The organism is Paenibacillus sp. strain BS8-2 (genome assembly GCF_054483835.1).
Genome location: NZ_CM137010.1, coordinates 3,507,713 through 3,532,724, shown reverse-complemented (window position 1 = coordinate 3,532,724; position 25,012 = coordinate 3,507,713). Strand labels below are relative to the sequence as shown.

Sequence of the window (25,012 nt, the reverse complement as noted above, 5' to 3'; positions counted from 1 at the left end):
ATCCTTCATGTGAATCGAATTACTTTCTCGATGATGTAATCTTGTTGCACACGAGTCAAATGAGGTGACATAGGCAAAGCGATCGACGACGCGCATACCTTCTCCGTCACAGGCAAATCGCCGGGCTTGTAACCCAAGTACGTCAGTGCCTTCTGCAGGTGGAGCGGACAAGGATAATAATGGCCTGTCGGGATACCATGCGCTAGAAGCTTGTTCGCTAGCTCGTTACGTCCCGCATATTGCGCTACATAGAGATGAAAGACATGACCCCATTGCTGATTCGTTGCCGGCAGCCCAAGCGGCGTTCCTTTAAGCTCGTTATTATAATATTCGGCCGCTTGATTTCTGCGATTGTTCCATTCGGCAAGACGCGCCAGCTTTACTCGAATGATCGCCGCCTGTACCGGGTCCAGCCTGCTGTTAACGCCTATCGCTTCGTGCCAATATTTTTTTTTGCTGCCGTGTCTGGCAAGCAGCCTAGCCCGGTCCGCAATTCTTTCGTTATTGGTGACAATCATGCCGCCGTCGCCGTAACCTCCCAGGTTTTTGGTTGGAAAAAAAGAGATACACCCCGCATCCCCGATAGAACCAACCGGACGATCATGTAATGTCGCTCCGATCGCTTGGCAGGCATCCTCGATCAGGAGCAGACCGTGGCGCTTCGCGATATCCGTGAAGGCGCCCATATCCGCAGGCTGACCGAACAGGTGGACAGGCATGATCGCCTTGGTGCGCGGCGTGATTCGCTTTTCGGTATCCACCGGACATAGGTTATAGGACGCGGGATCAATATCCGCGAACACGGGAACAGCCCCCAGACGCGCGATCGCTTCCGCGGTTGCATAGAAAGTAAACGCCGTTGTGATCACCTCGTCTCCCGGTCCGATTCCCATTGATTCCAGCGTTAATAACAGAGCATCCGTACCGTTAGCTACCGCAATCGCATAGGACGAAGCCGTTAGAGCAGCGATTTCACCTTCCAACGCCTCTACCTCCGGACCAGCGATATATTCGCCGCTAGCCATGACCCGGAGAAAAGCCGCATCGATATCGGTCTTCAGCTCCAGGTATTGCGCTCGCAGATCAATAAACGGTATCGTTATCATGATTCCTCCTCCTTCCCGCCTGTAGATCCCATGACGAAATCATCCTGTAATGGTAGCTTAACAACGAGTCCGCTAGCCATCGATTGATAAATCGCGAGTACGGCCTCTAATGCGCCAATAGTGGATGACGCAGACACTAATGTCTCATAACCTCCGCGAATGGCGCCGATCAGATCCACATACAAAGGTGAATGTGTATGCTGCCATACCGTGCCATGCAAGGCCAAGCTCGATTCCGTTCCGTTATCCTCGAATTGCCATAAGGACATTCGCTCGAGCGACTTGCCTTCGACTGTGGCCGAACCCGTTGATCCGAACAGACTGACCGAAGTACCCGCTGACTTCGGATACACATTGGCAGAGGCTTCGATAACGCCGATCGCCCCGCTCTCGAAATGCAATAAGGCGGCGCCGACGTTCTCGACTCCTATTGGCTGCCCGTTGGTTCTACCTAGCGCATATACAGAACGGATAGGGCCCATTAGCCACATCAGCAGATCCACATAATGAATACACTGGTTCATAAATAAACCGCCGCCCTTGCTCCAATCCTCTCGCCACGGTCCGGATTCGTAATAGGCCATGTTCCGGTTCCACCTCATCGTTACCGTACCGTGGGCCAGCTCACCGAATCGTCCTGCCTCCACCGCTCGCTTCATCTCTGCCAGCTTCTGCATATACCGGACCTGGAAGGAGACGCTGAGGATAAGCCCTCTGCTGCGTGCTTCATCGATAGCCGCCTTGGCTTCGCTTAACGACAATGCTTGCGGCTTCTCAACCAGTACGTGCTTGCCTGCCTGGAGCGCTTGTAGCGTCAATGAGCCATGCGAGCCGCTGCTTGTAGCGACCACCACCAAATCGATGTCCTGTCGTTCCAGCAAACGACCGACATCGTCATACAACGTTGCATCGGGAAACCGATTTACGCCCGCTTTGCTGGCAAACGCATGCAGCCTTTCGGAGGAAATATCGCAAAGCGCGACGATCGACGCCTCGCCCCCAATCTCCTCGATGGCGGAGACATGTTTCTCCGCGATTGCTCCGCAACCGATTATCGCGATACGCAAAGTTTCCATACCGAACCTCCTCGCTCTTTTAATGCCCGCCTCCAAGCCGGATAACGGCAGCACGACCTTCTTTTTGTGCCGTAACATTACGGGTATCATAGACAAGCTGCGCATGCTCTAATAACAAATCTAGCGGCATGGAGGTATGGTTGGTTGCGATAATAACAGCATCCTGTGCTTGTAACAGCTCTACCGTAAGGCCCACGCTCACTAGCTTGTGATCTCCCACTATCAAATGCGGGATATATGGATCGTGGTAATTGACGACGGCACCCTCTAACCTCAGTAACTCAATCATATCGAGCGATGCGGATTCGCGGTAATCTGCGATATCCGGCTTGTATGCAGCACCATAAATGAGAATAGAGGCACCAGCCAGTTTCTTAGGTGCAATGGCTTCCTTGATTTGTTGAATGACGTACAGCGGCATGCGGTGATTGATCGTGTTGGCAATGCTGATAAAGTCCGATGTCATGCCGTATTGCTTCAGCTTCCATTGCAGGTAAGACGGATCCACCGGGATACAATGACCGCCAATGCCTGGACCAGGGTAAAATGGATGATAACCAAATGGTTTCGTCGATGCCGCCCGCACGACTTCCCATATATCGAGACCAAGCTTGTCACAGACGATCGCCATTTCGTTCATAAAGGAAATATTGATCAGACGGTAGGCGTTTTCTAATATTTTGGTCATCTCTGCAGCATCCGTTGACGTTACGGGGTGTACCTGAGGAAAGATCGATTCGTATAGCTCGGTAACGCGCTCGCGGCACGATACGCTTATCCCGCTTACGACTTTGGGAATACGATGAATCGGGAACTGTTCATTGCCGGGGTCGACACGCTCAGGCGAATACGCAACATGAAAATCCTCGCCAACCTTTAACCCGGACTTGCTCAGCAAAGGCACAAGCACTTCCTTCGTTGTACCAGGGTATGTTGAGCTTTCCAATACGACAAGCTGCCCCTTTCGAAGGACTGTGCCGATCTGAGCGGCCGCAAGCTTCAAGTAGCTGAGATCCGGCGTTCCATAGGCGGTGAGTGGCGTTGGAACACATACGACGATCGCCTCAGCTGCAGTTGCTGCGGAATACTGGGTAGTCGGGAGCAAGCGCTCCGACTCCATCGCTCCGCGTATTTGTGTATCGTTGAGCTCATGAATATAGCTAGAGCCCTTCTGCAGCTTTTCGATTTTGGCGGCATCCGGATCAATACCGATAACACGGAATCCGTGTTCGGCAAACAACATCGCCAGCGGCAGACCGACATAACCTAACCCCATGATGGCTACGGTACGCGGCTCCCCGGCGATCTGAATGTTTTCCTGCTTGTTTGTCGAAGTCAATTCTCTCTCCTCTTTTCCAGCATTTATATAAATTGGCTAGAATACTATATGAAGAGTCAAGCTGTCTTGAATGGACGAAACGACAACGACTTAGCAAAGAAGCGGATGCCCCCGATACATTTGTTTAACGACAGCAAAAAGCCGCTCCCCAAACAGCTAAGTTGCTGTTCTGGGAGCGGCTCATATAATTGAAGAAAGTGTATTGGCAGCTATTCCAGCAATCTGCCGCTGAAGCGATGACCATATGGCCTAATCAGCTCATCCGTGCTTTTGGACGTACGTGGCGGGAATAATCGCTCCACCATGCCGTTGAATTCCATGATATAGTGCTGCACGGGATATCCTTGTTTAGAATCGTTCAAATAAGCACCCATCCGTCCTACGAATTCGGGATCTGCAGATACATACACGAGCTCAATACTTGGCCGCAGCGCTTTAAGCGTCTCGATGACCTGCCCGTTGACCTCGTCAGTCAGCATATGTTGCCCTGTGGAGAGCGCGCCCATTCGTTTCCCCGCTTCTACACCTTTCGCACCTGACAGTCCCATATAGGTTCTGCTCAGCGTGCCCACTTTATTGTTCTCCGTTTCATCAAAAGAGACCGCCACGTATGCGTTATTATCTGCCATCATGACGACTGCCTGCTTAATACCTTCAATTTGCTCGACTAGCTTTTCACCGTATTCCGGTTTGATTTCTAGACGATAATTTTTATGCGAGCCGACCAGATTGTTGCTGTTGAGTCTGCGTCCGTTGACGCGATTCATTTCATTTTTCTGATCATCTGCGAATCGTTTGTCCATCAACATATTACCATTGGCGTCATAGCGCACTTGATTCGTTCGAATATTTTTATTGCCCAAATCACCTTGCTTCTCCATTGAACATCCACCGAGCATGGCTCCAAGCACAACACTTGCCGTCAACAGTGTCCATTTGTTGCGTATCAGCATCCAGCATCCCTCCACTAATCAAACGCTAAACTTGGTCTCGTTTTGTACGTTCATTCGATCATACCTGTCTTAGCGTTTGCGTATTAAACACCAGTTATTCGTGATACTGCTGATTATGTTTACTGATTATGTTTACGGTCTGTCCATCAGCCTCCAATTGACTTCTATCCTTATTTCCCTTATGATCTTAGTATTAGGTATTAGTACCAGATACTAATTATGGACGGAAAATGAAAGGACGTGTCCGCTATGATGAACCAGTACCATTCGAATGCGCAAATAACGGCGATTGGAACTTATGTACCCGAACGTATTCTGTCGAATGCAAACTTGGAACACCTTGTCGAAACCAATGATGAATGGATCGTGCAGCGGACGGGGATCAGAGAGCGCCGAATAGCGGCAGAGCATGAATTCACAAGTGATATGGCATATGCGGCTGTCGCCGACATGGTCTCCAGATACAACGTCGATCTCGTGGACGTCGATTATATTATTGTCGCAACTTCAACGCCGGACACTATATTTCCGAGCGTCGCCGCAGGCGTTCAGTCCAAATTCGGTATTGAGCGCTGTGGAGCCATCGATCTACAAGCCGCTTGTGCTGGCTTTACCGCGGGTCTCCAGCTCGCAAGCGGACTCCTGTTAACCGGACTGCATCACAAGATATTGGTAGTAGGTGCCGACGCTTTATCCAAAATGACGGATTATACTGACCGCACAACCTGTATCCTATTCGGAGACGGAGCAGGCGCTGTATTAGTGGAGCGTTCTGCCGAAGCGAACGGTGGTTTTATTGCCGCCTATTCCAATACGGATGGAGCCGGGGGCCATCATGTATACGCGAGCCATCTTTCATCACGTATCGGAGAACATGAACTGGTCGGATCGGGGAAGCTTGTGCAGAATGGACGAGAGGTCTACCGCTGGGCTGTAAGCCATGTCTCCAGCGGTATCTCTGAGCTTCTGGAAAGCGCTCAGTTGAATCCGCAAGCTGTGGACTGGTTTGTCCCCCATAATGCAAATCAACGTATCATTGAAGCTTTGTGCGAACGTACAGGATTTGACTCCAAGCAAGCTTTGTCTAGTATTGCGAAGTACGGCAACACGTCCGCCGCATCCATCCCGCTCGCAATGGATGATGCAATCAAAGATGGCCGCTTGCAGGCTGGACATACGCTGCTGCTTCATGGGTTCGGCGGAGGACTTACACAAGCCGGTATTATTATCAAGTGGGCCCTTTGATTCTTTAAGTCGCAGGAGCGCAAATAGAGCCGATCCCTTGGAGTAGCTTAATGCTAACAACAAGGGATCGGCTCGAAATCAGAACGAACATTTTTACTCCGGTCCACTTACTTCAGCTTGACGCTGGAAATAATCTGTGAGCCGATGCCAAAGTCGACCGCCACTTTGCCCGTCCTTTTTGCGATCTCGTGTGCGAGCACAACCGCATTAACTCCGCACGAGACAAGTGCAATATCGAACTCGTCTTGGCGAGCTTCGATGGCCTGCAGCGTGTCATTCATCATCTCATAGCGCTCGAAGGGAAGGGTAAAGGGGATATTTAAGTTATACGGCGGACGTATCAACCTTTGTTTTGTCCCACCAGCCCACCTTGAGATCAGCAGAACGCGACTTCCTTGTGCGCTCAGCATTTCCCAGAATGGTTTGTGGTAGATCAGCTCGCGATTGACAACCGCATTGCATACTGCTTTCGGCGACAAGGAGAAATGGTCGAATATCTTGTCTGTCAGCGGTCGTTTGTGATTGGGATGAGCTCGGATTGTCCTGTCGTTCTGCGCCAAGATGCCAACGATATCCGCTTCTCTAATCGATTCCACCATCCGATCCCGAATTTCGATATTCGGAATGCGGACCCCTTTCCTGCCTTCGTTCGCGATTTTAACCCATAGCTGGCTCAAAGTCTGTTCCATCGTATACACAGATTCCTGTGAGAGTACGAAGTTTTCGCCATCCCCGATCCGAACGATATAATAAGGGATGCGCTTCTCCAGGGCATTATGAAGCCGCTTCACGATTTCTTCTTTCTCCAGCAATTGATCATTCGTGATATGAGAAATCATTCCAGCTACACCTCCAACCTTTAGAAAAGGTCACATACATGTTTATCTTTCAACAATATATGTGTCCTGCCAAAGTTGGATTGGACCCTTATCCTGCTAAAGTTTGATCTTCGTTTGGAATAACCCCGCTTGCCTAGCCGCCATATAAATGATGACGATCAACGGCCCGATAAACACCCCAATTACGCCTACTAGCTTAAATCCAACATAGAGGCTGATAAGCGCGGGTAACGCGCCAATACCGACGGAATCTCCCAAAATTTTGGGTTCGACGATTCTGCGGAATACGGTAATAACCAAAAATAATACGATCAATCCGATACCCGTATATAAATCCCCCATCAATAGCAAATAGGTTGCCCATGGGACGAGTACAGAACCTGTGCCTAGAATCGGCAGGATATCGACGATAATAATGAGCAAAGCAATTGCCATGGGGTATTTAATGCCCAGAATAAGCAATCCGATCAATGAAAGTATGTACGTCATGCCGCTCAAAATAATCTGGGAACGCAGGAATCCAAAAATCGATTTACGCAAATTGTTTAATACTTGATCTACCTGCGAACGAGACGACTCATCAAAGAAGGACAATACAGACGACTTCATCGTATTCAGGCTGAAACTAAACATATACACGGCAACCAGGAACACAATCAAGAAAATGAACATGCCAGGCAGCGTAGATGCAAAGCCAAGTAACGTTGATGACAGTTTGCCTACCACTGAGGTGATCGTATTGGTTAGGCTAAGCAGATACTCTTCCAGTGTTTTGATCGCGTCTGGAGGCAGATTCTGATACAAACCTCTCGCGTCAACAAGCAGCTTATCGACAAAGGTATTCGCATCTTGAAAATAATTAGGCAGCTTCTCAAGGAATGCAATTAATTCGGCAATGATTTTAATTCCGAGAAGTACGATCAACCCTACCAAAACGACGGTAAACAAGGTACTCGATATAACCGCTGACACCAATCGATTGAATCGGAACCGTTTCATGAGGAAGGTCGTTAAAGGCTCCAAGAAAATGGCCACGATCAACGCCAACAAGAACGGTGCTCCGACTGTAAACATCAAATAAACGAGAAGCAACCCAACAGCAATGAGTACGATCGTCCGAACTGACATGCAGGTAATCCCTCCTTACTCTATTTCTATTCCATTCTCGCTTCGCGCATGTGGAAATCAATGTCGCGATAATACATATCTTTTACGAGCAGATTAGGACCGCAGCAGGCGGCGGCGGGACAATGACAATTGACGCTTTTGGCAAGCTCCTGCTCCAACCAGCTATCGAACACATCATCAAGCTTCGAATTAGCGATATTGCCAAAAGCCGGTACATCAGAGAAGTCTGTCACGAACACATCGCCTGTAAATAAATTAACGTTGAGGCGATTACGTCCGTCAGGATCGTTACGCACCGTCACATTCCGCTCACCAGCCAATCGGCGCAATAATTGGCGATCCTCGGCGTCATCACTGCATTGATAGAACGGCAGCGTACCAAACAACATCCAGACAGACGGATCGCGGTTGTCCAGAAGCCGCTCAACGGCTCTCCGCATCTCTACTTTCGAGATGGCTGGCAAGTCACGGGCGAATGAGCTTGGATACATAGGATGCACTTCATGACGCTGACAGCCCATTTCTATAATTAAGCGGTGAATCTCGTCGATTTTATGATGCGTTCGATAGTTGATCATGGATTCGGCAGATACGAGGACTCCAGCATCACTTAATCGCTTGGCATTATCAATCATACGATTGTATAGCTTAGTGGCGGCTTCCTTGGAGACGGAGTGGCCAGCTTTCGCGAAGCCAATCTCGTGAAAGTCATCTGCTGAAGTATAGTTGAATGATATATGCATGACATCAAGATACGGTGCTAGCAATTCGTATCTACTATACGGCAAGGTTACGTTGGAGTTGATCTGGGAACGAACGCCACGGTTTCTCGCGTATTGCAGCAGTGGCAGCATGTACTCTTTGACTGTGCGATCCGAGAAGGTTGGTTCGCCGCCTGTTATACTGATCGTTTGCAGATGTTCTACCTCATCCAGCCGGCGCAGCATATCATGGAGCGGTAATTTCGCAGGTTCCATCATGACGAGGGTATCTCCTACGGCACAGTGTTCACAGCGCATATTGCATAAATTTGTTACGGTCATCTCCACGCTGGTCAAAGTATGACGTCCGAATTGTTTCAATGAATTGAGCGGGTCCCAGGGATCGTTGGTAGGGGATAACGGAGGAAGCGTCTCGCTTCTTGATTTTGTAGCTATGTTTAAGTCATTGTTCTCTATTCGATTCATTGGTTTCATTCGCTTTCAGCACCTAACTTCATTCTAATCTGTATCGTTTCTTTTATTGTAATGTGAGTCGTTTACGGAAGCAAATAAATCGCGAATAAATCGCATTCCCTTGCAGGATTTGACGAAAAAGAGGCCTTGCGGCCTCATTCTCTACAAACTTTTCCAATCACTAGATACCCGAGACTAGCTGCACATCCGAAGCACCGTCATTAACCCCTACGATCATAGCCGTTAGTTGCTTAGACAAATCCACCTCATAAGGAACCTTCAAATCTTCTCCTGCCTCATTCGTCAGAATGCGAACGATCGGTCGATGAGGATACGAATGATTAAGATCTACAACTACACCTTGCTCGCCAGTCTTCAGCTTGACCGACATTCCGATGGGATAGATCGCTACCTTATCACGGAATACCTGCAGCATCCGTTGATCGTATAACGTGCCTGAGCCTGCGTATAACCTCTCTGTCGCGTCATGCGGAAGCATCGGCGTGCGGTACACCCTATTGGTTGTCATCGCATCATAGGAGTCGACAAGACCGATCCATTTGGCATAGTCATGAATTTCGTTGCCTTTGATCCCGCGCGGATAGCCGCTGCCGTCAATACGCTCGTGATGCTGGAATGCACAGTGTGCCACCAGCAGCGGTAAGTTCGGCTCATCCTTAAGCAGCTCGTAGCCAAGCTGCGCATGGCGTTTCATCAATGTGAACTCCTCGTTCGTTAATTGATCAGGCTTCTTAAGGACGTTTACGTTAATTTGGGTCTTACCTATATCATGAAGCAGAGCACCGAGTCCGAGTGTCATCAATTCGTCACGAGAATAACCATTCGAGAGTCCGAGCAAAGTCGAATATACGCACACGTTAAGTGAATGCTGGTATAAATAATGATCAACGGTACCCATGTTCATCAACATGATCATGGCTTCATCTTGATTCGACAAATCGTCTATTATCAAATTCATCATCGCTTTGAATGGCTGTGCAATATACGGATACGCTGCACCCTTACGTTTCTGCGGGCGATCCATCAGCTCACGGAAATTCGTGCGAATTTCCTTAATGGCGACCCTGAATGTTTCTTCCCGGATCAGTGACGGTGGTATGATGCCTTCCGTACGCGCATCTTCAATATACACATACTGAACACCACATTCGGCCAATCTCTGAATGAGTCGACTCGTTAGCTCCATATGATCACCTAATAAAACGATGCCATCTTCTGAAAATATCTTTTTGGCTAGCCTCATTCCAGGCTTGCACTGCACAATGGATAGCAAACGCATTTTCTTTGTCCTTCCCCGCTGTGGCCTATTAACAATACATATCGGAATAACATGCCCGTATTGTTAATTTACGTGAAAATGCGACAAATCGCAACCATATTATGCTAAATGTTCGACATATTTCTCCGAAATCCTACGAAACCTTGTAGTTTTTTGTTAACAAGGAACAAACCGATTGGCGTGGCAACCTATAAGCGATGGTTCATGTTGAAGCTCTCCTTCGAGCACGTCCCGAATAAATTCAGGCAAATAATACCTGAAGCTCTCAGCTTCAGCGAGGCTCTCGTAACCCACTTTAAAACTGAACATATCGATTGTGCCGACCTCATACAATCGCTCATCATCCAGCGGCTCCTCGCCCACCTGAATGCGTATGATCCGGTCCAATGGAGGTCTGCTTTCATCATATACAACCGTCATTCCATCCAGTGCAAGCATGCCCAATACTTCGCCTCGGAAACCATACCCCTTGATTGCTTTTGATGAATAGGACTCGCTCAGCGACTGCTCTAGTGCTGTCCTTAGCTTGCTCCCTCGAATCGACATGCGGCAAGGATTGATGGGAGACGGGCAGATCGCGTGAAGCTCGCCTGCGGTTACGTCGCCAAGCGCCAGACCACCTAACAATTGCCCTGCGTTGACAAGTCCGATCTCAGCATTGGTGTAGCGTCTGAGGCCTGCTGCGAGCAGGTTGGATAACGGGTTTTCTCTTGCCGGGTTAGATGGCAGCGGATGTCGAAGCACTGTCGCGACCCTAGCCAACTTAATGCGGCTTGACTTGCGGAACGCTTCGATGATCGCTTCCGCATCTTCGCTTTCGACATAAGCTCCGGTAGGCACGACTTCTCCCCGGAGAAGCGGCTTACCTTCCTTTTCGTCCCATGCTATTTCGATCTTGCCGACATATTCGCCGAACTTGCCAGCTGCGCATAACATGACTCCGTTTATAACAAGGGGTTCCTCAAGGAGATGATGGGTATGTCCGCCCAAAATAAGATGAATGCCAGGAATCTGCTCCGCTATAGCTTCGTCGAATCGAAGTCCTAGATGTGACATAACAACTACAATGTCTGCCTCATCCCTCAGCTTTTCTGCTTCGAGGCGTATCGCCTCCAATGGATCGGTCGCTTTCCAGCCCAGAAGTTCGTAGAACTCGCTAAAGGCCGCCGTCGCGCCGATCAGTCCTACTCGCAGTCCGTTCTTGCGAATAACGACACTCGGACTCATCCATTCTGGACGCTCACCAGACTCCAGCATAACCAGGTTGGAGCAGACAATGTCGAATTCCGATACGTTGCTATACAAATGTGACAGCGCTTCAGGCGTATATGTCAAACCTTCGTTGTTGCCAAGCGTAATCGCTTCATATCCGCATTCCCGAAGCAACGAAAGATTAACCTGACCTTCGCTTCCTTCCGTCTCTTGCCTCATACGGTCCATATGATCACCGCAATCTACAGCAAGCACGCACTCGGCCCCCCAAGTCTTACGTTCATTAGCAATAATAGCCGAGATTTTTGCTGCATTTTCTAGACGGCTATGAATATCGTTGCTATGCATCAGCACAACTTTGGTAACCCGACTATCGAATGGATGACTCATTCGAAGCACCGCCTTCCGCCTATTCAATTAACCCCCGATTTGCGACATGCGACGGTCAGTCGGGACATGTGTCAACGCTCCGTCCGCAAGTTTGGCTGCCATCTCGTGATTCTCGGGTTTGATGTCCATTGCTTTATAATAAAGATGCTTGATCGCCTCCGAATTACCGAGCGCTCCCTTAACATTAAGCTCATCAACCCAATACAAGCAGGGTTTCATATTGCCGTCTGCCGTTAATCGAAGCCGATTGCAGTTACTGCAGAAGTGATCGCTGATCGGATGGATGAGCCCGAAAGAACCTACAGCCCCTTCCATCTGCCAATCTTCAGACGGTCCGTTGCCCTTGACGGATTCCTTACGGGACAATACGTAACCTTCTCCTTCAGCAATCTCCAGTACTCGCGATAACGGCAAATAGTGCTTGCGCCAATTCTCATCGGCATGGCCGATTGGCATATATTCGATGAACCGGACATGCAGCGGTCGGTCATAAGCCAGCTTCAAAAACTTTTCAATTTCGTCCTCATTGACGCCCTTCAACAAGACACAATTCAGTTTGATGGGATTAAATCCGGCTTCAGCAGCCGCTTCAATCCCCTCCAGCACGCGGTTTAGATCACCACGTCTAGCGATGAAACGGAATCTGGCAGGATCAAGCGTATCAAGACTGATATTCACTCGGTTCAATCCAGCTGCCTTTAACGCTTGGGCTTGTTTAGCCAGAAAAATCCCATTCGTTGTTAAGGCGATATCTTTAATACCTGGGATTGCCGACAGCCTTGCGATTAATCCATCCAACCCAGGTCTGAGCAACGGTTCTCCACCAGTGATTCGCAATTTCGTGATCCCTAGCTCTGCGCCAGCTTTAACGACTTCAACGATGTCGTCATAGCTGAGTACATTGTCCGCTTCTGTGAACTCCACTCCTTCTTCAGGCATGCAGTACAGGCAGCGTAAATTGCAGCGATCCGTTACCGAAATTCTTAAATAGTCATGTTTTCTCCCAAACCGATCCTTCAGCTCCTGCATCCCGCGCACCACCTCTCTATGTACCCTATAGCATAACATTTTTTTCGCTTTTATGGTATTCTAGTAACATCCAAAAACCCTATTTGGGGTTGCTTACAAGGAGTTGCCAATAGATGAAACAACCCTGGACCATCATGCTGTTTGCGGGTCTGCCCGAGAGGTTAGGGACGAGCCGGCTTGAGCTTACAATCGACGCTGAGGAATTGACAGCAGGCGCGCTTAAATCCGCGATTGCGCAGGAGTATGCCGAACATTCTGCCCTGTTAGCCATTTGCTTCGTTGCGCGTAACCATACGTATGTATCCGATGGAGAGACGGTTCACGCAAGCGATGAGCTAGCCTTGCTGCCTCCTGTATCAGGTGGAGAAGAACTAGGCGGTACACAGGACGATACGGGGAGCCTGACTGCTCCTAGGTTCGTGATCACCAGTGAACAAATACGAACGGAAGACGTGCTCGCCAAAGTTATTGTCAAAGAACATGGCGCAGCGATTGCTTTCGTTGGCACAACACGTGAGTGGACGCAAGGCCAGCGTACCGTACGGTTAGAATATGAAGCCTACGAACCGATGGCTGTTTCGACTATGGAACAGATCGGAAACGAGATTGCCTCGAATTGGCCCGGTGCTTTATGCGCAATCACTCATCGAGTTGGCGTTGTCCATCTCGCGGAAAGTAGCGTTGTGATTGCCGTGTCCGCTCCACACAGAGAGCATTGTTATGAAGCAAGTCGCTACGCAATCGAAAGACTCAAGCAGATCGTACCGATCTGGAAGAAGGAAATATGGGAAGACGGCTCCGAATGGAAAGGCCATCAACTAGGACCTTGGGATCCGATTGCCGCACCGCAGTCATAATAAGATTCATTCGTACGAAAGTTATATATGTATGATCCACAGTCCCAATAGAACTATAGTATGAGCTTACTCGGATTTTAATTTAATGGGCATGACCTTAGTATGATTTGTTATCGGTTGATCCCGCATCCATAAAATTGGAAGTAATGAAGCGACGTTTGTCGAATTGTGTCGAAATATAGGTAATTGGATTCATTTCACATTTATTTATATTGCCAATAGGTGGATTGATTGTTACTATCTATATATCTGAGTAGGCTTGATTAATCATAATTCGAGGTGTCTCTATGAGAATCCATGTTGCTGATATACTAGATGGAGACCAACTTAGCCACGATATATTCAATAATTACGGGCTGCATGTGCTTTCCAAGGGTACTAAACTATATAAGAACGAAATATCCAGGCTGCTTCAACATCATATTGATTACGTTGATATCAAAGATAGGGAAATCGCCACTTCAACAATAGAATCGTATAACGAATCCAATCGAACGTTAGAATCCACAGTTAATCCGAAGTGGCTTCCTAAAGTTCAACCGATTTACGAGAACGCTGTCAAACGGTTTGAGAAGTTGTTCGAGAATGCTTTCGAGCAAGGGATCGTCCATGATTCCGAAGTAACAGAGATTATGCAGCCGCTGCTTAACAACCTGCAGTTGGAACGAGATGTTGTCTCCATGCTCCTCTTGCTTAATACCGAAGATGATTATACCTATCAACATTCTGTCCAGGTTGGCATGCTCTCCTATTACTTGGCTACATGGCTAGGAAGCTCCAGCGAAGAAGCTGCGCACATCGGCAAAGCCGGGTTCTTGCATGACATTGGCAAGAGCAAGATCAGCGGCGATATCCTGAACAAACCTGGTAAGCTGACAGCAGAAGAATTTGATGAAGTGAAACGGCATACCTTGTATGGTCACGATATTATTTCCGACTCGTTCGATAATAACGACCTGGCACTTGGCGCACTGCAGCATCACGAACGCGTAGACGGCAGCGGATATCCGCATGGCCTCAAGGGCGACGAAATCCATCCCATCTCTAAAATTATTGCCGTTGTAGATATTTATAGTGCAATGATTTCTGCGCGCATTTATCAGAAGGAACGTGATTTGTTATACGTGCTTAAGGAGCTTCACAGACTAAGCTTCAATGAGCTTGATCCGGTAACAACCCATACGTTCATTAAGCATATGATTCCCAATTTCATCGGCAAGAAGGTCCGGCTTAATAACAAAGAGTTCGGCGTTATCGTTATGACGCATCCAACTGAATTCTTCAGACCGCTTGTTCAGACCAACGAGCAATTTGTTGATCTTACAATCGAACGCCAATATGAGATCGAGCATATTTATCTATAACGGATTGAGAACTTCAATCTTACGCCGCTTAAATACTTTATGTATTAGAGCGGTTTTTTATTGGCAATAGGTTGTACTTATAGATGCACAAAGACCTCTGGGAAACTTAATTCCCAGAGGTCTTTGCTTGTAATGGATAGACGATCTTAACCGATCGAACCTTCCATCTCGAACTTGATCAGACGGTTCATCTCGACCGCGTATTCCATTGGAAGTTCTTTGGTGAACGGCTCGATGAAGCCCATAACGATCATTTGAGTAGCTTCGTCCTCAGAGAGGCCGCGGCTCATCAAGTAGAACAGTTGGTCTTCAGATACCTTGGACACCGTTGCTTCGTGTTCCAGGGTGATGTTGTCGTTCAGAATTTCATTGTATGGAATTGTATCGGAAGTCGACTCGTTATCCAGAATAAGCGTGTCGCATTTAATGTTCGCTTTGGCGCCATCGGAGTTGCGTCCGAACGAAGCCAAGCCGCGATATGTTACTTTGCCGCCATGCTTACTGATGGATTTCGATACGATTGTAGAGCTCGTATCTGGTGCCAGATGCGTCATCTTCGCTCCTGCGTCTTGATGCTGGCCTTTGCCCGCAACAGCGATCGATAATACCATACCTTTCGCACCGCGGCCACGAAGAACAACTGCAGGATATTTCATCGTCAGCTTGGAGCCGATGTTGCCATCGATCCATTCCATTTGGGCGTTCTCGTCTGCTACAGCACGTTTGGTAACGAGGTTGTAGATGTTCGGAGCCCAGTTCTGGATTGTCGTATAACGAACGCGAGAATCCTTTTTGCAAAGAATTTCTACGACTGCGCTATGCAAGGAGTTCGTGCTGTAGATCGGCGCAGTACAGCCCTCTACGTAATGCACGGAGCTTCCTTCGTCGGCGATAATGAGCGTACGTTCGAATTGTCCCATATTTTCGGAGTTGATCCGGAAATAAGCTTGCAGAGGGATATCACATTGTACACCTTTTGGTACGTAGATAAACGATCCACCGGACCATACTGCGCTATTAAGAGCTGCGAATTTGTTGTCCGTAGGAGGAATGATCGTTCCAAAATATTCTTTGAGCAGCTCTGGGTATTCGCGCAGCGCCGTATCTGTATCCGTGAAGATAACGCCTTGTTTCTCCAGATCCTCTTGCATGCTGTGGTAAACAACCTCCGACTCATATTGAGCCGACACGCCTGCAAGGAACTTCTGCTCAGCTTCAGGAATACCTAGCTTGTCAAAGGTTTCCTTGATCTCTTGTGGAACCTCTTCCCACGTCTTGCCTTGTTTCTCGGATGGCTTCACGTAATATTGAATGTCGTCGAAGTCCAAGTCATCCAGATCCCCGCCCCACTTCGGCATAGGCATCTTGTTGAATTGCTCCAGCGACTTAAGACGGAACTCAAGCATCCATTCCGGCTCGTTTTTCATTTCCGAAATCGTACGAACGATCTCAGGCGTCAGCCCTTTACCCGACTGAAAAATCGCTTTATGCTCATCGCGGAAACCGTACTTGTATTCTTCCATTTCCGGCATTGACTTTGCCATTTCCTCATCACTCCTTTTAAGGTCATCAAAAAGTACAATTTTGATCACGATGCGTAACCTTCGAAGCTTATTCGACATCGAATCTTGAACTCAGCCGGCTCCTCCAGTGCTCACGTAGCGCTGCTACGCTCCGCTCTTCGGACCTCGGCTTTCGTCCAACCTTCTCGGTGCTGAAAATCGTTCTTTTTGATCTTGATCTCACTTAAGGTCATCAAAAAGTACAATTTTGATCACGATGCGTAACCTTCGAAGCTTATTCGACATCGAATCTTGAACTCAGCCGGCTCCTCCAGTGCTCACGTAGCGCTGCTACGCTCCGCTCTTCGGACCTCGGCTTTCGTCCAACCTTCTCGGTGCTGAAAATCGTTCTTTTTGATCTTGATCTCACTTAAGGTCATCAAAAAGTACAATTTTGATCACGATGCGTAACCTTCGAAGCTTACTAAACCAATCATTTTTCACTTTGCGTTTCGATCCCTTTGCGAAGGGCGTTCCACGCCAGTGTTGCGCATTTGATACGTGCCGGGAATTTGTTCACGCCCGACAACGCTTCAATATCCTCAAGCTCCTCGAACTCAACATCCTCGCCCTTCATCAGGGAGGAGAATCGTTCCGCCATCTCAAGCGCTTCTTCGAACGTATGGCCTTTGACAGCCTCCGTCATCATCGAAGCGGAACTCATTGAGATGGAGCAGCCTTCGCCTGTGAACTTGGCGTCCGTGACTTTGCCATCCACAACAACCAATTGCAACGATATACGATCGCCGCAAGTCGGATTATTGAGGTTGATTGTCACGGCATCGTCGTTCATCGTGCCGCGGTTGCGAGGATTCTTATAATGATCCATTATGACTCTGCGGTACAAATCATCCAATTGCATAGCCGAAGAACTCCTTTGTTTGGATTAGACCGCGGACTAAGGCATCGATATCCTCTTCGGTATTGTATAGATAGAAGCTCGCTCTCGCGGTAGCCGAAACTTCGAGCCAGCGCATAAGCGGCTGACAGCAGTGATGCCCTGCGCGGATTGCGATCCCCTTGGAATCAAGTACGGTTGCAACATCATGCGGATGGACATCATCCAGATTAAACGTGATTAGACCCACACGGCCCGTCTTCGGACCGTATAACTCGATGCCTTCAATCGTAGACAGTCTGTCGTAAGCATATGCGGCCAAATGCCGTTCATGTCGATCAATCTCATCCATGCCGATACTCTCTAGAAAATCGATTGCGGCGCCAAGGCCTACCGCGCCTGCGATGATCGGAGTACCACCTTCGAATCGATAAGGAATTTCTTTCCATGTCGATTCGAATAGATCCACGAAATCAATCATTTCGCCGCCGAACTCTATAGGCTCCATATTGTTAAGCAGGTTTTTCTTGCCGTACAATGCGCCGATTCCGGTTGGACCACACATCTTATGACCCGAGAATGCGTAGAAATCTGCTCCGAGATCCTGCACATCCACACGTTTGTGCGGTGTGCTCTGCGCACCGTCGACCACCATTATAGCTCCGTTGCGATGAGCAATCTCCGCAACTTCCTTAATCGGATTAACGACGCCTAAGACGTTGGACACGTATGTCATCGAAACAACCTTCGTGTTAGGTGTGATAACTTCCTCCACATCCTGTATCGAAATTGTACCGTCAGGCTGAAGTGGAATATATTTGAGCGTAGCTCCTGTCGCCTTTGCAGCTTGCTGCCAAGGGATCAGGTTGCTATGATGCTCCATCGGAGTAATGACGATTTCGTCGCCTTCCTTGCAGATTGTCCGAGCATAACCGGTAGCAACCAGATTCAGCGCAGTTGTTGTACCGCGTGTGAAGATAATCTGCTCGGGTGTCTCTGCATTCAAGAACTTCGCTACTTTGGCGCGCGCACCCTCATACGCGTCAGTCGCACGGGAGCCGAGTGTGTGCACGCCTCGGTGAACGTTCGCATTATCCAGCTCATAGTACCGTTTCATCGCATCAATGACAGAGCGCGGCTTCTGCGAAGATGCCGCGCTATCCAGATAAACGAGCGGATGCCCGTTTATCTCTTGATACAATATCGGGAACTGCTCCCGCACTGCATGTATATTCATCCTTCAAGCTTCCTTTCGAGCAAACGCTGAAGCTGTGTACGCACGGCTTCAACCGAAATCTCGGATACGACTGGAGCAAGGAATCCATAAATAATCAATCGTTCAGCGTCTTGTCTGCTAATGCCGCGAGACATCAGATAGTAGACCTGCTCTGGATTTACTTGACCTACGCTCGCTGCATGGCCCGCAGTTACATCATCTTCATCAATGAGAAGAATCGGATTGGCGTCACCGCGCGCTTTCGGGCTAAGCATCAAAACCTTTTCAGTCTGAACGCCATTAGCTTTGGTTGCGCCATGCTCGATCTTCGTAATGCCATTGATAATCGCCGAAGCAGAATCCTTCATGACTGCGCGAGTAATCATGTTGCTGTCCGAGCTTTTGCCGAAGTGTACGGCTTGAGTCGTCAAGCTCATTTGTTGCACGTTCTTACCAACGCTAATGACCTTAACATCCGAAGTGGAGCCTTGGCCCTTCATGATCGACTTCGTATCGGACAATGTATGTCCATCATTCAGATCGCCGATCGTCCATTCAATACGACCATCGTTCTCGACGATTGCACGGCGAAGTGTCATATCAACGCCGCTTTCCCCTAGCGAATGAACCGATCCGAAACGAACGAATGCGCCTGGTTTCACGAACACTTCAACAATGGAAGGGTGAACGAAAGCCGAGTTGACGGCTGCTTTGTCAGACACAGCGCAGTCTACATAAGTTACACGGCTGTTCGAATCCGCAACGATAAGAATATGGGGAGCGAACGTAGAGTCCGCGTTGTCATTAAATAGAATCGCCTGAAGCGGAATTTCCACTTCCACATTCTTAGGCACGTATACGAATACGCCGCCATTCCATAATGCCGCATTCAGCGCCGTCAATTTGTCTTCGTCCTTCTTAACGGCTTGGAACAAATATTGCTGTACCAGATCCCCATGCTCCTTGCATGCAGTCTCTAGGTCGGTGAAGATAACACCTTTGGCCGACAGCTCCGCAGAGAGTTGTCTCCATGCCGTGCCCGAATTACGCTGTACCAGCAGATTCTCCGTGCCTTCCGTTACAAGCTCCTGAACCACGGCCGGCAATTCAGCCAGCGAGCCTGCAGGTGCGGACGATTCGTAGCTGCCTACAGCCGTTAAATTCCAGCGCTCGATACGCACCTTCTCCGGCTTCGGCCAAGCGATGCTGCCCGCAAGCTCAGCTGCTTCTCCCCGAAGCGCTACGAGCCATTCCGGCTCGCCCTTGCTCCGTGCCAGAGCTTCCGCGGAACCGCGGTCGGTCGGAGTCGATAGTTGTGTACTCATTCGTTTAACCTCCTTCTCCGATTAAGCCTGGCCTACAGTTTCGTCTACGATGCCCAGTTCTTCCTTCACCCAGTCATAACCTTCATTCTCAAGGCGCTGAGCAAGCTCCGGACCGCCGGATTTAACGATGCGTCCTTGCATCATAACGTGTACGAAGTCAGGTGTAATATAGTTCAGGAGACGCTGATAGTGAGTAATGATCAAGAAGCCACGTTCTTCGGAACGCATCGCGTTCACACCGTTCGCAACGATACGTAGTGCATCGATATCAAGACCGGAGTCGATCTCGTCGAGTACAACGATCTTTGGATCCAATAACATCATTTGAAGAATTTCATTACGTTTTTTCTCGCCGCCAGAGAAACCTTCGTTCAGGTAACGGTGAGCAAACTCTGGATTCATCTCTAGCTCTTTCATCTTGCCTTCCATCTGGCGGATGAATTTGATCAACGAGATCTCGCTGCCTTCTTCGCGGCGAGCATTAATCGCGCTGCGCAAGAAGTCGGAATTGGTTACGCCCGGAATCTCACTTGGATATTGCATAGCTAGGAACAGACCGGCGCGAGCGCGCTCGTCAACTTCCATCTCAAGCAAGTCTTCTCCGTCAAGGGATGCGCTGCCTTCTGTTACCTCATATTTAGGATGACCCATCAAAGCGGAAGCCAGCGTACTTTTACCTGTTCCGTTAGGTCCCATGATAGCGTGAATTTCGCCGCCCTTGATTTCCAGGTTGATGCCTTTTAGAATTTCTTTTCCTTCGATCTCGGCCTTCAGCCCATCGATGACAAAATGTGTTGCCATTGTATGCAATCCCTCCAAAGGTTGGTTTACTTCTAAAATAGTTGATTCTCACTGATTCTCAATAATCATTTTAATATAGTTTTTGTTTTAAATCAATCAGCGAGAGGATTCGCTCCCGCTCTGCCCTATACTTTTCCTCCGTTAATACAGGCGAAATAGCAGGTTCTTCCAAGCTGTCTTCCAGTCTGACCCAAGACTTGCAGCCGTTATACGCCTCTCGCATCGGAGCATATACGGGCTTATCCAGTTTGTATATCTTCATTAATAATAGATGAAGCGGTTTCTTCCGTTTCCACTTTAGACGTTCTTCTGCGAAAGTATCCGTCCAGATGTGACAATCTCTCAGCTTATCCAACGTTTCTTGATCATTGATCTCGATATCATCCGTCACTTCAGCGTAAGCGTCCAGCTTTATTTGCTCCATCCCGGGCGACCATTCCTTTAACGTCTCGTCCATCCCGGCGCGATATTGCTCCTTGAGCAATTCTTGTCTCTGGTGCTCATAAGCGGGCATTAAATAAAAGTTTGGGCTGAGCAGTTGAAAATCCCTTGTTTCCTCGATGATGCCACCCTTGCGAAGCACTAGAATCTGCTCTCCTTCTCGCAGAGCTTTAACGGAAACAGCCCATTCCTTCAAGGCAATCATTTGCCTGTTTGTCCGATCCATCCACATTTGCCTCCTCGCTAAATCCGATCCCAATATGAAAACAACCACTTCTATTATCGAAAAAAAGTCCCGGAGATGTCAATGTATCATGTCTTAAGGTATTCCATGCCGAATGTTATTCCATTATACTAGAGAGCATGGTGTCTGAATGAGAGTAACTATCGGAGGTGGACATAAATGTCTACGTATCATCCTTTAACGATTGAAGAAGCCATCACAATTGCCCAAGGCATGGATGGTTTTTTTCCAGTTGACGCAAACTTAAGCTGCCGGGAAATCGGCGATGGCAACTTAAATCTTGTGTTTCATATTACCGATAAGGTAAGCGGCAAAAGCCTAATCATGAAACAAGCGTTGCCTTATGCCAAAGTCGTTGGCGAATCTTGGCCGCTGACTTTGGATCGCGCCCGCATCGAAAGCGAGAAGCTTATCCTCGAAGGCGAGCTAGCTCCAGGACTTGTTCCAATTGTTTATCGCTATGATTCCGTGCTTGCGCTCACGATTATGGAGGATCTCAGCAGCCATGTCATTATGCGCCAAGGTCTGATGGACGGCACTCGATATCCTTTGTTCGCGGATCATATTTCTACATTTATGGCTAACACGTTGTTCAACACATCCGACTTCGGCATGAATCAACAGGAGAAAAAAGTTCGTTTAGGTCGATTCATTAATCCGGATCTGTGCAAAATAACGGAAGACTTAATCTTCGACGATCCGTACACGGTTTCGCCGAACAATAACATTGATCCCGCTATTCGTGACGCGGCGGAAGCGCTTTGTAACGATAGCGATCTTCATTTCGAAGTCGCAATACTCCGAGAGAAATTTCTGACGCACGCGCAAGCGCTGCTGCACGGCGATCTCCATACCGGCAGCATCTTCGCCACGCCGCAATCTACTAAAGTGATCGATCCTGAATTTGCATTCTATGGCCCCATGGGCTTTGATATCGGCGCTGTTATTGCCAATCTTCTGCTCAACTATGCCGGTCAAGAGCATTGGAAGCAAAACGGCAACGATCGTGCCGAGTTCCGTAACGAGTTGATATCTACTATTATTGACATCTGGAATGGATTCGAGTCCAAGTTCCGCACACTATGGGAGCAGAATGGAACCGACAGGCTGGCGAAAGCGGCACCTGGGTACCTTGATTATTACATGAATTGCATTCTTCAGGACACCATCGGTTTCGCTGGCGCGAAGATGGTCCGTCGAATCGTTGGACTTGCACATGTCGCTGACATTGACCGCATTCCGGATGAAGCCAGCCGTGAACGCGCGCAGCGATTGGCGCTTGCGATCGGAACAGAGCTCATTCGCCGCAACAGACAAGCTAACTCCATCGCCGTCTTAACCGACGTAGTGATTACGGCTAGCAATAGCTAGTCCAAGAAAGGAACTACAAGATGACTCAAACTTATGCTGGACTTCAATCCGTTATTTGGCGAGGCGACAAGCTCGACTTGCTCGATCAACGGCTATTGCCCGAAGAAATCGTTTATTTGCCACTCACGACTTCCGAGGATGTATGGGAAGCTATCCGTCACCTTAAGGTTAGAGGCGCTCCTGCTATCGGTATCGCTGCAGCTTATGGCGTAGTATTAGGCAGCGCGCACGCGGCTACGATCGAGGATTGGCTTCAAGCCGTTATGAAGGAATCCGAATATCTTGCGACTTCGCGGCCTACTGCCGTTAACTTATTCTGGGCGCTTGACCGGATGAAAGCAACTGCGGTTGACATTAAGGAGCAAGGACTAAGCTTATCGGCTGCCAAAGAGGCGCTAACGGAGCAAGCCATTGCGATTCAGAGCGAAGACGAAGAAACCAATCGGATGATTGGTGAACATGCTTTGACATTGTTCGAGGATGATATGGGCGTGCTTACGCACTGCAACGCAGGCGGACTGGCAACAGCCAAATACGGAACGGCGCTAGCGCCGTTCTATCTGGCGAAGGAGCGCGGCATGTCGATCCGCGTGTTCGCAGACGAAACGCGACCAGTCCTGCAAGGTGCTAGACTGACAGCATTTGAACTGCAACAAGCAGGCGTTGATGTAACGTTGATCTGTGACAATATGGCTGGTCATGTTATGTCCAAGGGCTGGGTGAACGCAGTTATCGTCGGCACTGATCGTGTGGCTGCTAACGGTGACGTAGCGAACAAAATCGGCACATACAGTGTAGCCGTATTAGCCAAGGCGCATGGCATCCCGTTCTATGTAGCTTGTCCGCTGTCTACGATCGACCTTCAGACGCCTACAGGCGCTGAAATTCCGATCGAAGAACGTAATGCTGAAGAAGTTACCGAAGGATTCGGCAAACGTACTGCGCCTCAAGGCGTCAAGGTGTACAACCCTGCATTTGATATAACGCCACATGAATATGTTACTGCGATCATTACAGAGAAGGGCATCGTTGAGGCGCCTTTCGAAGAGAATTTACGTAAACTTTTTGAAAAATAATGTAACCATCAAGTAAACAACCCCAAGCAACGGGTCTGGCGTATCTGCCAGATTACCTTGATTGGGGTTTTTCTTCACTTCACACCTATAACATTCGTTCAAGTGCATCGCTGCCCTTCATCCCGACCACGATCCCCAGCGATTCTGCAGTCAAGGTAACCGATTCGAGCGGAGCGTTCATTAATTCTTCCAATGTCCTAACGCCGACGGCGCGTCCTGCAATGATCCCCCGATCACTAAGCCGTTCATTCAGCAATGTAACGTCTAGCGCTCCGCACATAATATAACCTTTGTCAGTCGAGATGGACAATAACGTCGTTTTCGGAAGTTTCACTTCGACGCCAAGAACAGTAGCCCCATTGTCCAGGACGAATGGAACCATCCTCATCATATGAAATCCACCTCCCTTTGCAAGCAGCTGTTTACTGCCTCAAATTGCACTGCAAATCAGTATATGCGGGAATATCGGCTCAGTATAGACGTTTGCGGATTAGGACTGTATGACTATTCGTTTTAGTGATATATTAGAGGTATCCTGCCATAATGTTACGGAGGCAACCACATGACGAAACAACCAGCCACCAAAGAATCACCTTCCTCCCATGTATTCCAAATAGAAGTTATGATAGAAGACGATCACCATGGAAGCGCTTTAGCAAAACTGATTTCCAGCCTTAATGCGGGTGGATATGCCGATTACAGGATATTGTCCGGTGTGCGTCTCGGTGAACGGATTCTTGAACGGCAAGCCAGCAGCGCCACAGCTACACCAATACCAATCATCCCTGAATCCTCTCAATCTAAGCGGCCTTCACCTACGATCATAGCTGCCGATAAAGCTCCGGACAAGTCTAGTGCTGGAGACGGCTTCGAACAGATCCGTTCTCTCATGAAAAGCAATAAGCTGATTCGGTTGATCGTGAATCGCGGTTTAGGGATCAAACTAAGTATTCCCTGCCGAATTATTAACTTGGATGAAGCTGGACAATTAATTACCGTCTACCATGTAGACGAGAAGCAGGTCTATACGTTCAGAATGACCGAGCTTGAAGACTTCTTGGAATAAGAGGAACAATAAGAAAAGCGGCGAAACCTCCGGGAGAGGTTCGCCGCTTTTGGCATTAT

The 25,012-nt window shown here is 48.6% G+C and carries 23 protein-coding genes; 6 read left to right on the top strand and 17 right to left on the bottom strand.

All coding sequences use genetic code 11. From position 1 onward, the window contains the following. Positions 1 to 5: 5 nt before the first annotated feature. From ACX1C1_RS15210 to ACX1C1_RS15195, 4 genes are all read right to left on the bottom strand, one after another. Positions 6 to 1,106 (bottom strand): DegT/DnrJ/EryC1/StrS family aminotransferase, encoded by a 1,101-nt coding sequence (locus ACX1C1_RS15210; protein WP_458953019.1) that lies wholly within the window; start codon positions 1,104 to 1,106, stop codon positions 6 to 8. Beyond that, the gene (locus tag ACX1C1_RS15205) at positions 1,103 to 2,182 is read right to left on the bottom strand and encodes a Gfo/Idh/MocA family protein (RefSeq protein WP_458953018.1); all 1,080 of its coding nucleotides are present in this window, start codon (positions 2,180 to 2,182) and stop codon (positions 1,103 to 1,105) included. Before ACX1C1_RS15205 ends, ACX1C1_RS15210 begins: the two co-directional genes overlap by 4 nt. A 19-nt stretch (positions 2,183 to 2,201) precedes the next feature. Further along, positions 2,202 to 3,521 (bottom strand): nucleotide sugar dehydrogenase, encoded by a 1,320-nt coding sequence (locus ACX1C1_RS15200; RefSeq protein ID WP_458953017.1) that lies wholly within the window; start codon positions 3,519 to 3,521, stop codon positions 2,202 to 2,204. A 209-nt stretch (positions 3,522 to 3,730) separates the two neighbouring features. Continuing rightward, positions 3,731 to 4,474: a YhcN/YlaJ family sporulation lipoprotein gene (locus ACX1C1_RS15195; RefSeq protein ID WP_458953016.1), complete on the bottom strand. Its 744-nt coding sequence runs from the start codon at positions 4,472 to 4,474 to the stop codon at positions 3,731 to 3,733. 249 nt (positions 4,475 to 4,723) lie between these two features. On the opposite strand from ACX1C1_RS15195, the gene ACX1C1_RS15190 reads away from it, so the two are divergent. Next, the gene (locus ACX1C1_RS15190) at positions 4,724 to 5,719 is read left to right on the top strand and encodes a beta-ketoacyl-ACP synthase 3 (RefSeq protein ID WP_458953015.1); all 996 of its coding nucleotides are present in this window, start codon (positions 4,724 to 4,726) and stop codon (positions 5,717 to 5,719) included. Between the two features lie 107 nt (positions 5,720 to 5,826). Here the strand turns inward: ACX1C1_RS15190 and ACX1C1_RS15185 are convergent, their stop codons facing one another. The 6 genes from ACX1C1_RS15185 to moaA all read right to left on the bottom strand — a co-directional run bounded on the left by ACX1C1_RS15185 (position 5,827) and on the right by moaA (position 12,792). Continuing rightward, positions 5,827 to 6,558 carry a GT-D fold domain-containing glycosyltransferase gene (locus tag ACX1C1_RS15185; RefSeq protein WP_458953014.1) on the bottom strand — a complete coding sequence of 244 codons (732 nt, stop codon included), beginning with the start codon at positions 6,556 to 6,558 and terminating at the stop codon, positions 5,827 to 5,829. 96 nt (positions 6,559 to 6,654) lie between these two features. After that, positions 6,655 to 7,686 (bottom strand): sporulation integral membrane protein YtvI, encoded by a 1,032-nt coding sequence (gene ytvI / locus ACX1C1_RS15180; protein ID WP_458953013.1) that lies wholly within the window; start codon positions 7,684 to 7,686, stop codon positions 6,655 to 6,657. Positions 7,687 to 7,712: 26 nt separating this feature from the next. Then, positions 7,713 to 8,873 (bottom strand): radical SAM/CxCxxxxC motif protein YfkAB, encoded by a 1,161-nt coding sequence (yfkAB, locus tag ACX1C1_RS15175; RefSeq protein ID WP_458957694.1) that lies wholly within the window; start codon positions 8,871 to 8,873, stop codon positions 7,713 to 7,715. Between the two features lie 169 nt (positions 8,874 to 9,042). Then, positions 9,043 to 10,161 carry an HD-GYP domain-containing protein gene (locus ACX1C1_RS15170; RefSeq protein ID WP_458953012.1) on the bottom strand — a complete coding sequence of 373 codons (1,119 nt, stop codon included), beginning with the start codon at positions 10,159 to 10,161 and terminating at the stop codon, positions 9,043 to 9,045. A gap of 156 nt (positions 10,162 to 10,317) precedes the next feature. After that, positions 10,318 to 11,763 carry a bifunctional metallophosphatase/5'-nucleotidase gene (locus tag ACX1C1_RS15165; RefSeq protein ID WP_458953011.1) on the bottom strand — a complete coding sequence of 482 codons (1,446 nt, stop codon included), beginning with the start codon at positions 11,761 to 11,763 and terminating at the stop codon, positions 10,318 to 10,320. Between the two features lie 27 nt (positions 11,764 to 11,790). Next, positions 11,791 to 12,792: a GTP 3',8-cyclase MoaA gene (gene moaA / locus ACX1C1_RS15160; protein WP_458953010.1), complete on the bottom strand. Its 1,002-nt coding sequence runs from the start codon at positions 12,790 to 12,792 to the stop codon at positions 11,791 to 11,793. Between the two features lie 113 nt (positions 12,793 to 12,905). Between moaA and ACX1C1_RS15155 the strand changes: the two genes are divergently transcribed. Continuing rightward, positions 12,906 to 13,649, top strand: a complete 744-nt coding sequence (locus ACX1C1_RS15155; protein WP_458953009.1) for a molybdenum cofactor biosynthesis protein — start codon at positions 12,906 to 12,908, stop codon at positions 13,647 to 13,649. Positions 13,650 to 13,936: 287 nt separating this feature from the next. Next, complete coding sequence (locus tag ACX1C1_RS15150) at positions 13,937 to 15,013, top strand: HD-GYP domain-containing protein (RefSeq protein ID WP_458953008.1); 1,077 nt, start codon at positions 13,937 to 13,939, stop codon at positions 15,011 to 15,013. A 146-nt stretch (positions 15,014 to 15,159) separates the two neighbouring features. Here ACX1C1_RS15150 and sufB read toward each other — a convergent pair whose 3' ends face one another. The 6 genes from sufB to ACX1C1_RS15120 all read right to left on the bottom strand — a co-directional run bounded on the left by sufB (position 15,160) and on the right by ACX1C1_RS15120 (position 21,422). After that, a complete protein-coding gene (gene sufB / locus ACX1C1_RS15145; RefSeq protein WP_458953007.1) occupies positions 15,160 to 16,557 on the bottom strand; it encodes a Fe-S cluster assembly protein SufB in 1,398 nt (465 codons plus the stop codon). 451 nt (positions 16,558 to 17,008) lie between these two features. Continuing rightward, positions 17,009 to 17,437, bottom strand: coding sequence for a Fe-S cluster assembly sulfur transfer protein SufU (gene sufU, locus ACX1C1_RS15140; RefSeq protein ID WP_458953006.1), 429 nt, complete (start codon positions 17,435 to 17,437; stop codon positions 17,009 to 17,011). Beyond that, positions 17,424 to 18,650, bottom strand: coding sequence for a cysteine desulfurase (locus ACX1C1_RS15135; protein ID WP_458953005.1), 1,227 nt, complete (start codon positions 18,648 to 18,650; stop codon positions 17,424 to 17,426). Before ACX1C1_RS15135 ends, sufU begins: the two co-directional genes overlap by 14 nt. Continuing rightward, complete coding sequence (sufD, locus tag ACX1C1_RS15130; protein ID WP_458953004.1) at positions 18,647 to 19,954, bottom strand: Fe-S cluster assembly protein SufD; 1,308 nt, start codon at positions 19,952 to 19,954, stop codon at positions 18,647 to 18,649. Before sufD ends, ACX1C1_RS15135 begins: the two co-directional genes overlap by 4 nt. A 21-nt stretch (positions 19,955 to 19,975) precedes the next feature. Then, on the bottom strand, positions 19,976 to 20,755 hold the full coding sequence (sufC, locus tag ACX1C1_RS15125) for a Fe-S cluster assembly ATPase SufC (protein WP_458953003.1): 780 nt from the start codon (positions 20,753 to 20,755) through the stop codon (positions 19,976 to 19,978). A gap of 70 nt (positions 20,756 to 20,825) precedes the next feature. Next, on the bottom strand, positions 20,826 to 21,422 hold the full coding sequence (locus ACX1C1_RS15120) for a DUF1802 family protein (protein WP_458953002.1): 597 nt from the start codon (positions 21,420 to 21,422) through the stop codon (positions 20,826 to 20,828). 177 nt (positions 21,423 to 21,599) lie between these two features. Here ACX1C1_RS15120 and mtnK point away from each other — a divergent pair, with 177 nt between their 5' ends. Together mtnK and mtnA are read left to right on the top strand one after the other, a co-directional pair. Beyond that, positions 21,600 to 22,811, top strand: coding sequence for an S-methyl-5-thioribose kinase (gene mtnK, locus ACX1C1_RS15115; RefSeq protein WP_458953001.1), 1,212 nt, complete (start codon positions 21,600 to 21,602; stop codon positions 22,809 to 22,811). Positions 22,812 to 22,831: 20 nt separating this feature from the next. Next, positions 22,832 to 23,887, top strand: coding sequence for an S-methyl-5-thioribose-1-phosphate isomerase (gene mtnA / locus ACX1C1_RS15110; protein ID WP_458953000.1), 1,056 nt, complete (start codon positions 22,832 to 22,834; stop codon positions 23,885 to 23,887). An 85-nt stretch (positions 23,888 to 23,972) separates the two neighbouring features. Here the strand turns inward: mtnA and ACX1C1_RS15105 are convergent, their stop codons facing one another. Then, on the bottom strand, positions 23,973 to 24,278 hold the full coding sequence (locus tag ACX1C1_RS15105; RefSeq protein ID WP_458952999.1) for a YunC family protein: 306 nt from the start codon (positions 24,276 to 24,278) through the stop codon (positions 23,973 to 23,975). A gap of 171 nt (positions 24,279 to 24,449) precedes the next feature. On the opposite strand from ACX1C1_RS15105, the gene ACX1C1_RS15100 reads away from it, so the two are divergent. Continuing rightward, on the top strand, positions 24,450 to 24,953 hold the full coding sequence (locus tag ACX1C1_RS15100) for a hypothetical protein (protein ID WP_458952998.1): 504 nt from the start codon (positions 24,450 to 24,452) through the stop codon (positions 24,951 to 24,953). Positions 24,954 to 25,012: the final 59 nt, after the last annotated feature.

Bases quoted from the DNA above. Each gene is read 5' to 3' on its own strand.
- ACX1C1_RS15210 (WP_458953019.1), bottom strand. From the start codon at position 1,106: ATGATAACGATACCGTTTATTGATCTGCGAGCGCAATACCTGGAGCTG.
- ACX1C1_RS15205 (WP_458953018.1), bottom strand. From the start codon at position 2,182: ATGGAAACTTTGCGTATCGCGATAATCGGTTGCGGAGCAATCGCGGAG.
- ACX1C1_RS15195 (WP_458953016.1), bottom strand. From the start codon at position 4,474: ATGCTGATACGCAACAAATGGACACTGTTGACGGCAAGTGTTGTGCTT.
- ACX1C1_RS15190 (WP_458953015.1), top strand. From the start codon at position 4,724: ATGATGAACCAGTACCATTCGAATGCGCAAATAACGGCGATTGGAACT.
- ACX1C1_RS15185 (WP_458953014.1), bottom strand. From the start codon at position 6,558: ATGATTTCTCATATCACGAATGATCAATTGCTGGAGAAAGAAGAAATC.
- ytvI (WP_458953013.1), bottom strand. From the start codon at position 7,686: ATGTCAGTTCGGACGATCGTACTCATTGCTGTTGGGTTGCTTCTCGTT.
- yfkAB (WP_458957694.1), bottom strand. From the start codon at position 8,873: ATGAATCGAATAGAGAACAATGACTTAAACATAGCTACAAAATCAAGA.
- ACX1C1_RS15170 (WP_458953012.1), bottom strand. From the start codon at position 10,161: ATGCGTTTGCTATCCATTGTGCAGTGCAAGCCTGGAATGAGGCTAGCC.
- ACX1C1_RS15165 (WP_458953011.1), bottom strand. From the start codon at position 11,763: ATGAGTCATCCATTCGATAGTCGGGTTACCAAAGTTGTGCTGATGCAT.
- moaA (WP_458953010.1), bottom strand. From the start codon at position 12,792: ATGCAGGAGCTGAAGGATCGGTTTGGGAGAAAACATGACTATTTAAGA.
- ACX1C1_RS15155 (WP_458953009.1), top strand. From the start codon at position 12,906: ATGAAACAACCCTGGACCATCATGCTGTTTGCGGGTCTGCCCGAGAGG.
- ACX1C1_RS15150 (WP_458953008.1), top strand. From the start codon at position 13,937: ATGAGAATCCATGTTGCTGATATACTAGATGGAGACCAACTTAGCCAC.
- sufB (WP_458953007.1), bottom strand. From the start codon at position 16,557: ATGGCAAAGTCAATGCCGGAAATGGAAGAATACAAGTACGGTTTCCGC.
- sufU (WP_458953006.1), bottom strand. From the start codon at position 17,437: ATGCAATTGGATGATTTGTACCGCAGAGTCATAATGGATCATTATAAG.
- ACX1C1_RS15135 (WP_458953005.1), bottom strand. From the start codon at position 18,650: ATGAATATACATGCAGTGCGGGAGCAGTTCCCGATATTGTATCAAGAG.
- sufD (WP_458953004.1), bottom strand. From the start codon at position 19,954: ATGAGTACACAACTATCGACTCCGACCGACCGCGGTTCCGCGGAAGCT.
- sufC (WP_458953003.1), bottom strand. From the start codon at position 20,755: ATGGCAACACATTTTGTCATCGATGGGCTGAAGGCCGAGATCGAAGGA.
- ACX1C1_RS15120 (WP_458953002.1), bottom strand. From the start codon at position 21,422: ATGGATCGGACAAACAGGCAAATGATTGCCTTGAAGGAATGGGCTGTT.
- mtnK (WP_458953001.1), top strand. From the start codon at position 21,600: ATGTCTACGTATCATCCTTTAACGATTGAAGAAGCCATCACAATTGCC.
- mtnA (WP_458953000.1), top strand. From the start codon at position 22,832: ATGACTCAAACTTATGCTGGACTTCAATCCGTTATTTGGCGAGGCGAC.
- ACX1C1_RS15105 (WP_458952999.1), bottom strand. From the start codon at position 24,278: ATGATGAGGATGGTTCCATTCGTCCTGGACAATGGGGCTACTGTTCTT.
- ACX1C1_RS15100 (WP_458952998.1), top strand. From the start codon at position 24,450: ATGACGAAACAACCAGCCACCAAAGAATCACCTTCCTCCCATGTATTC.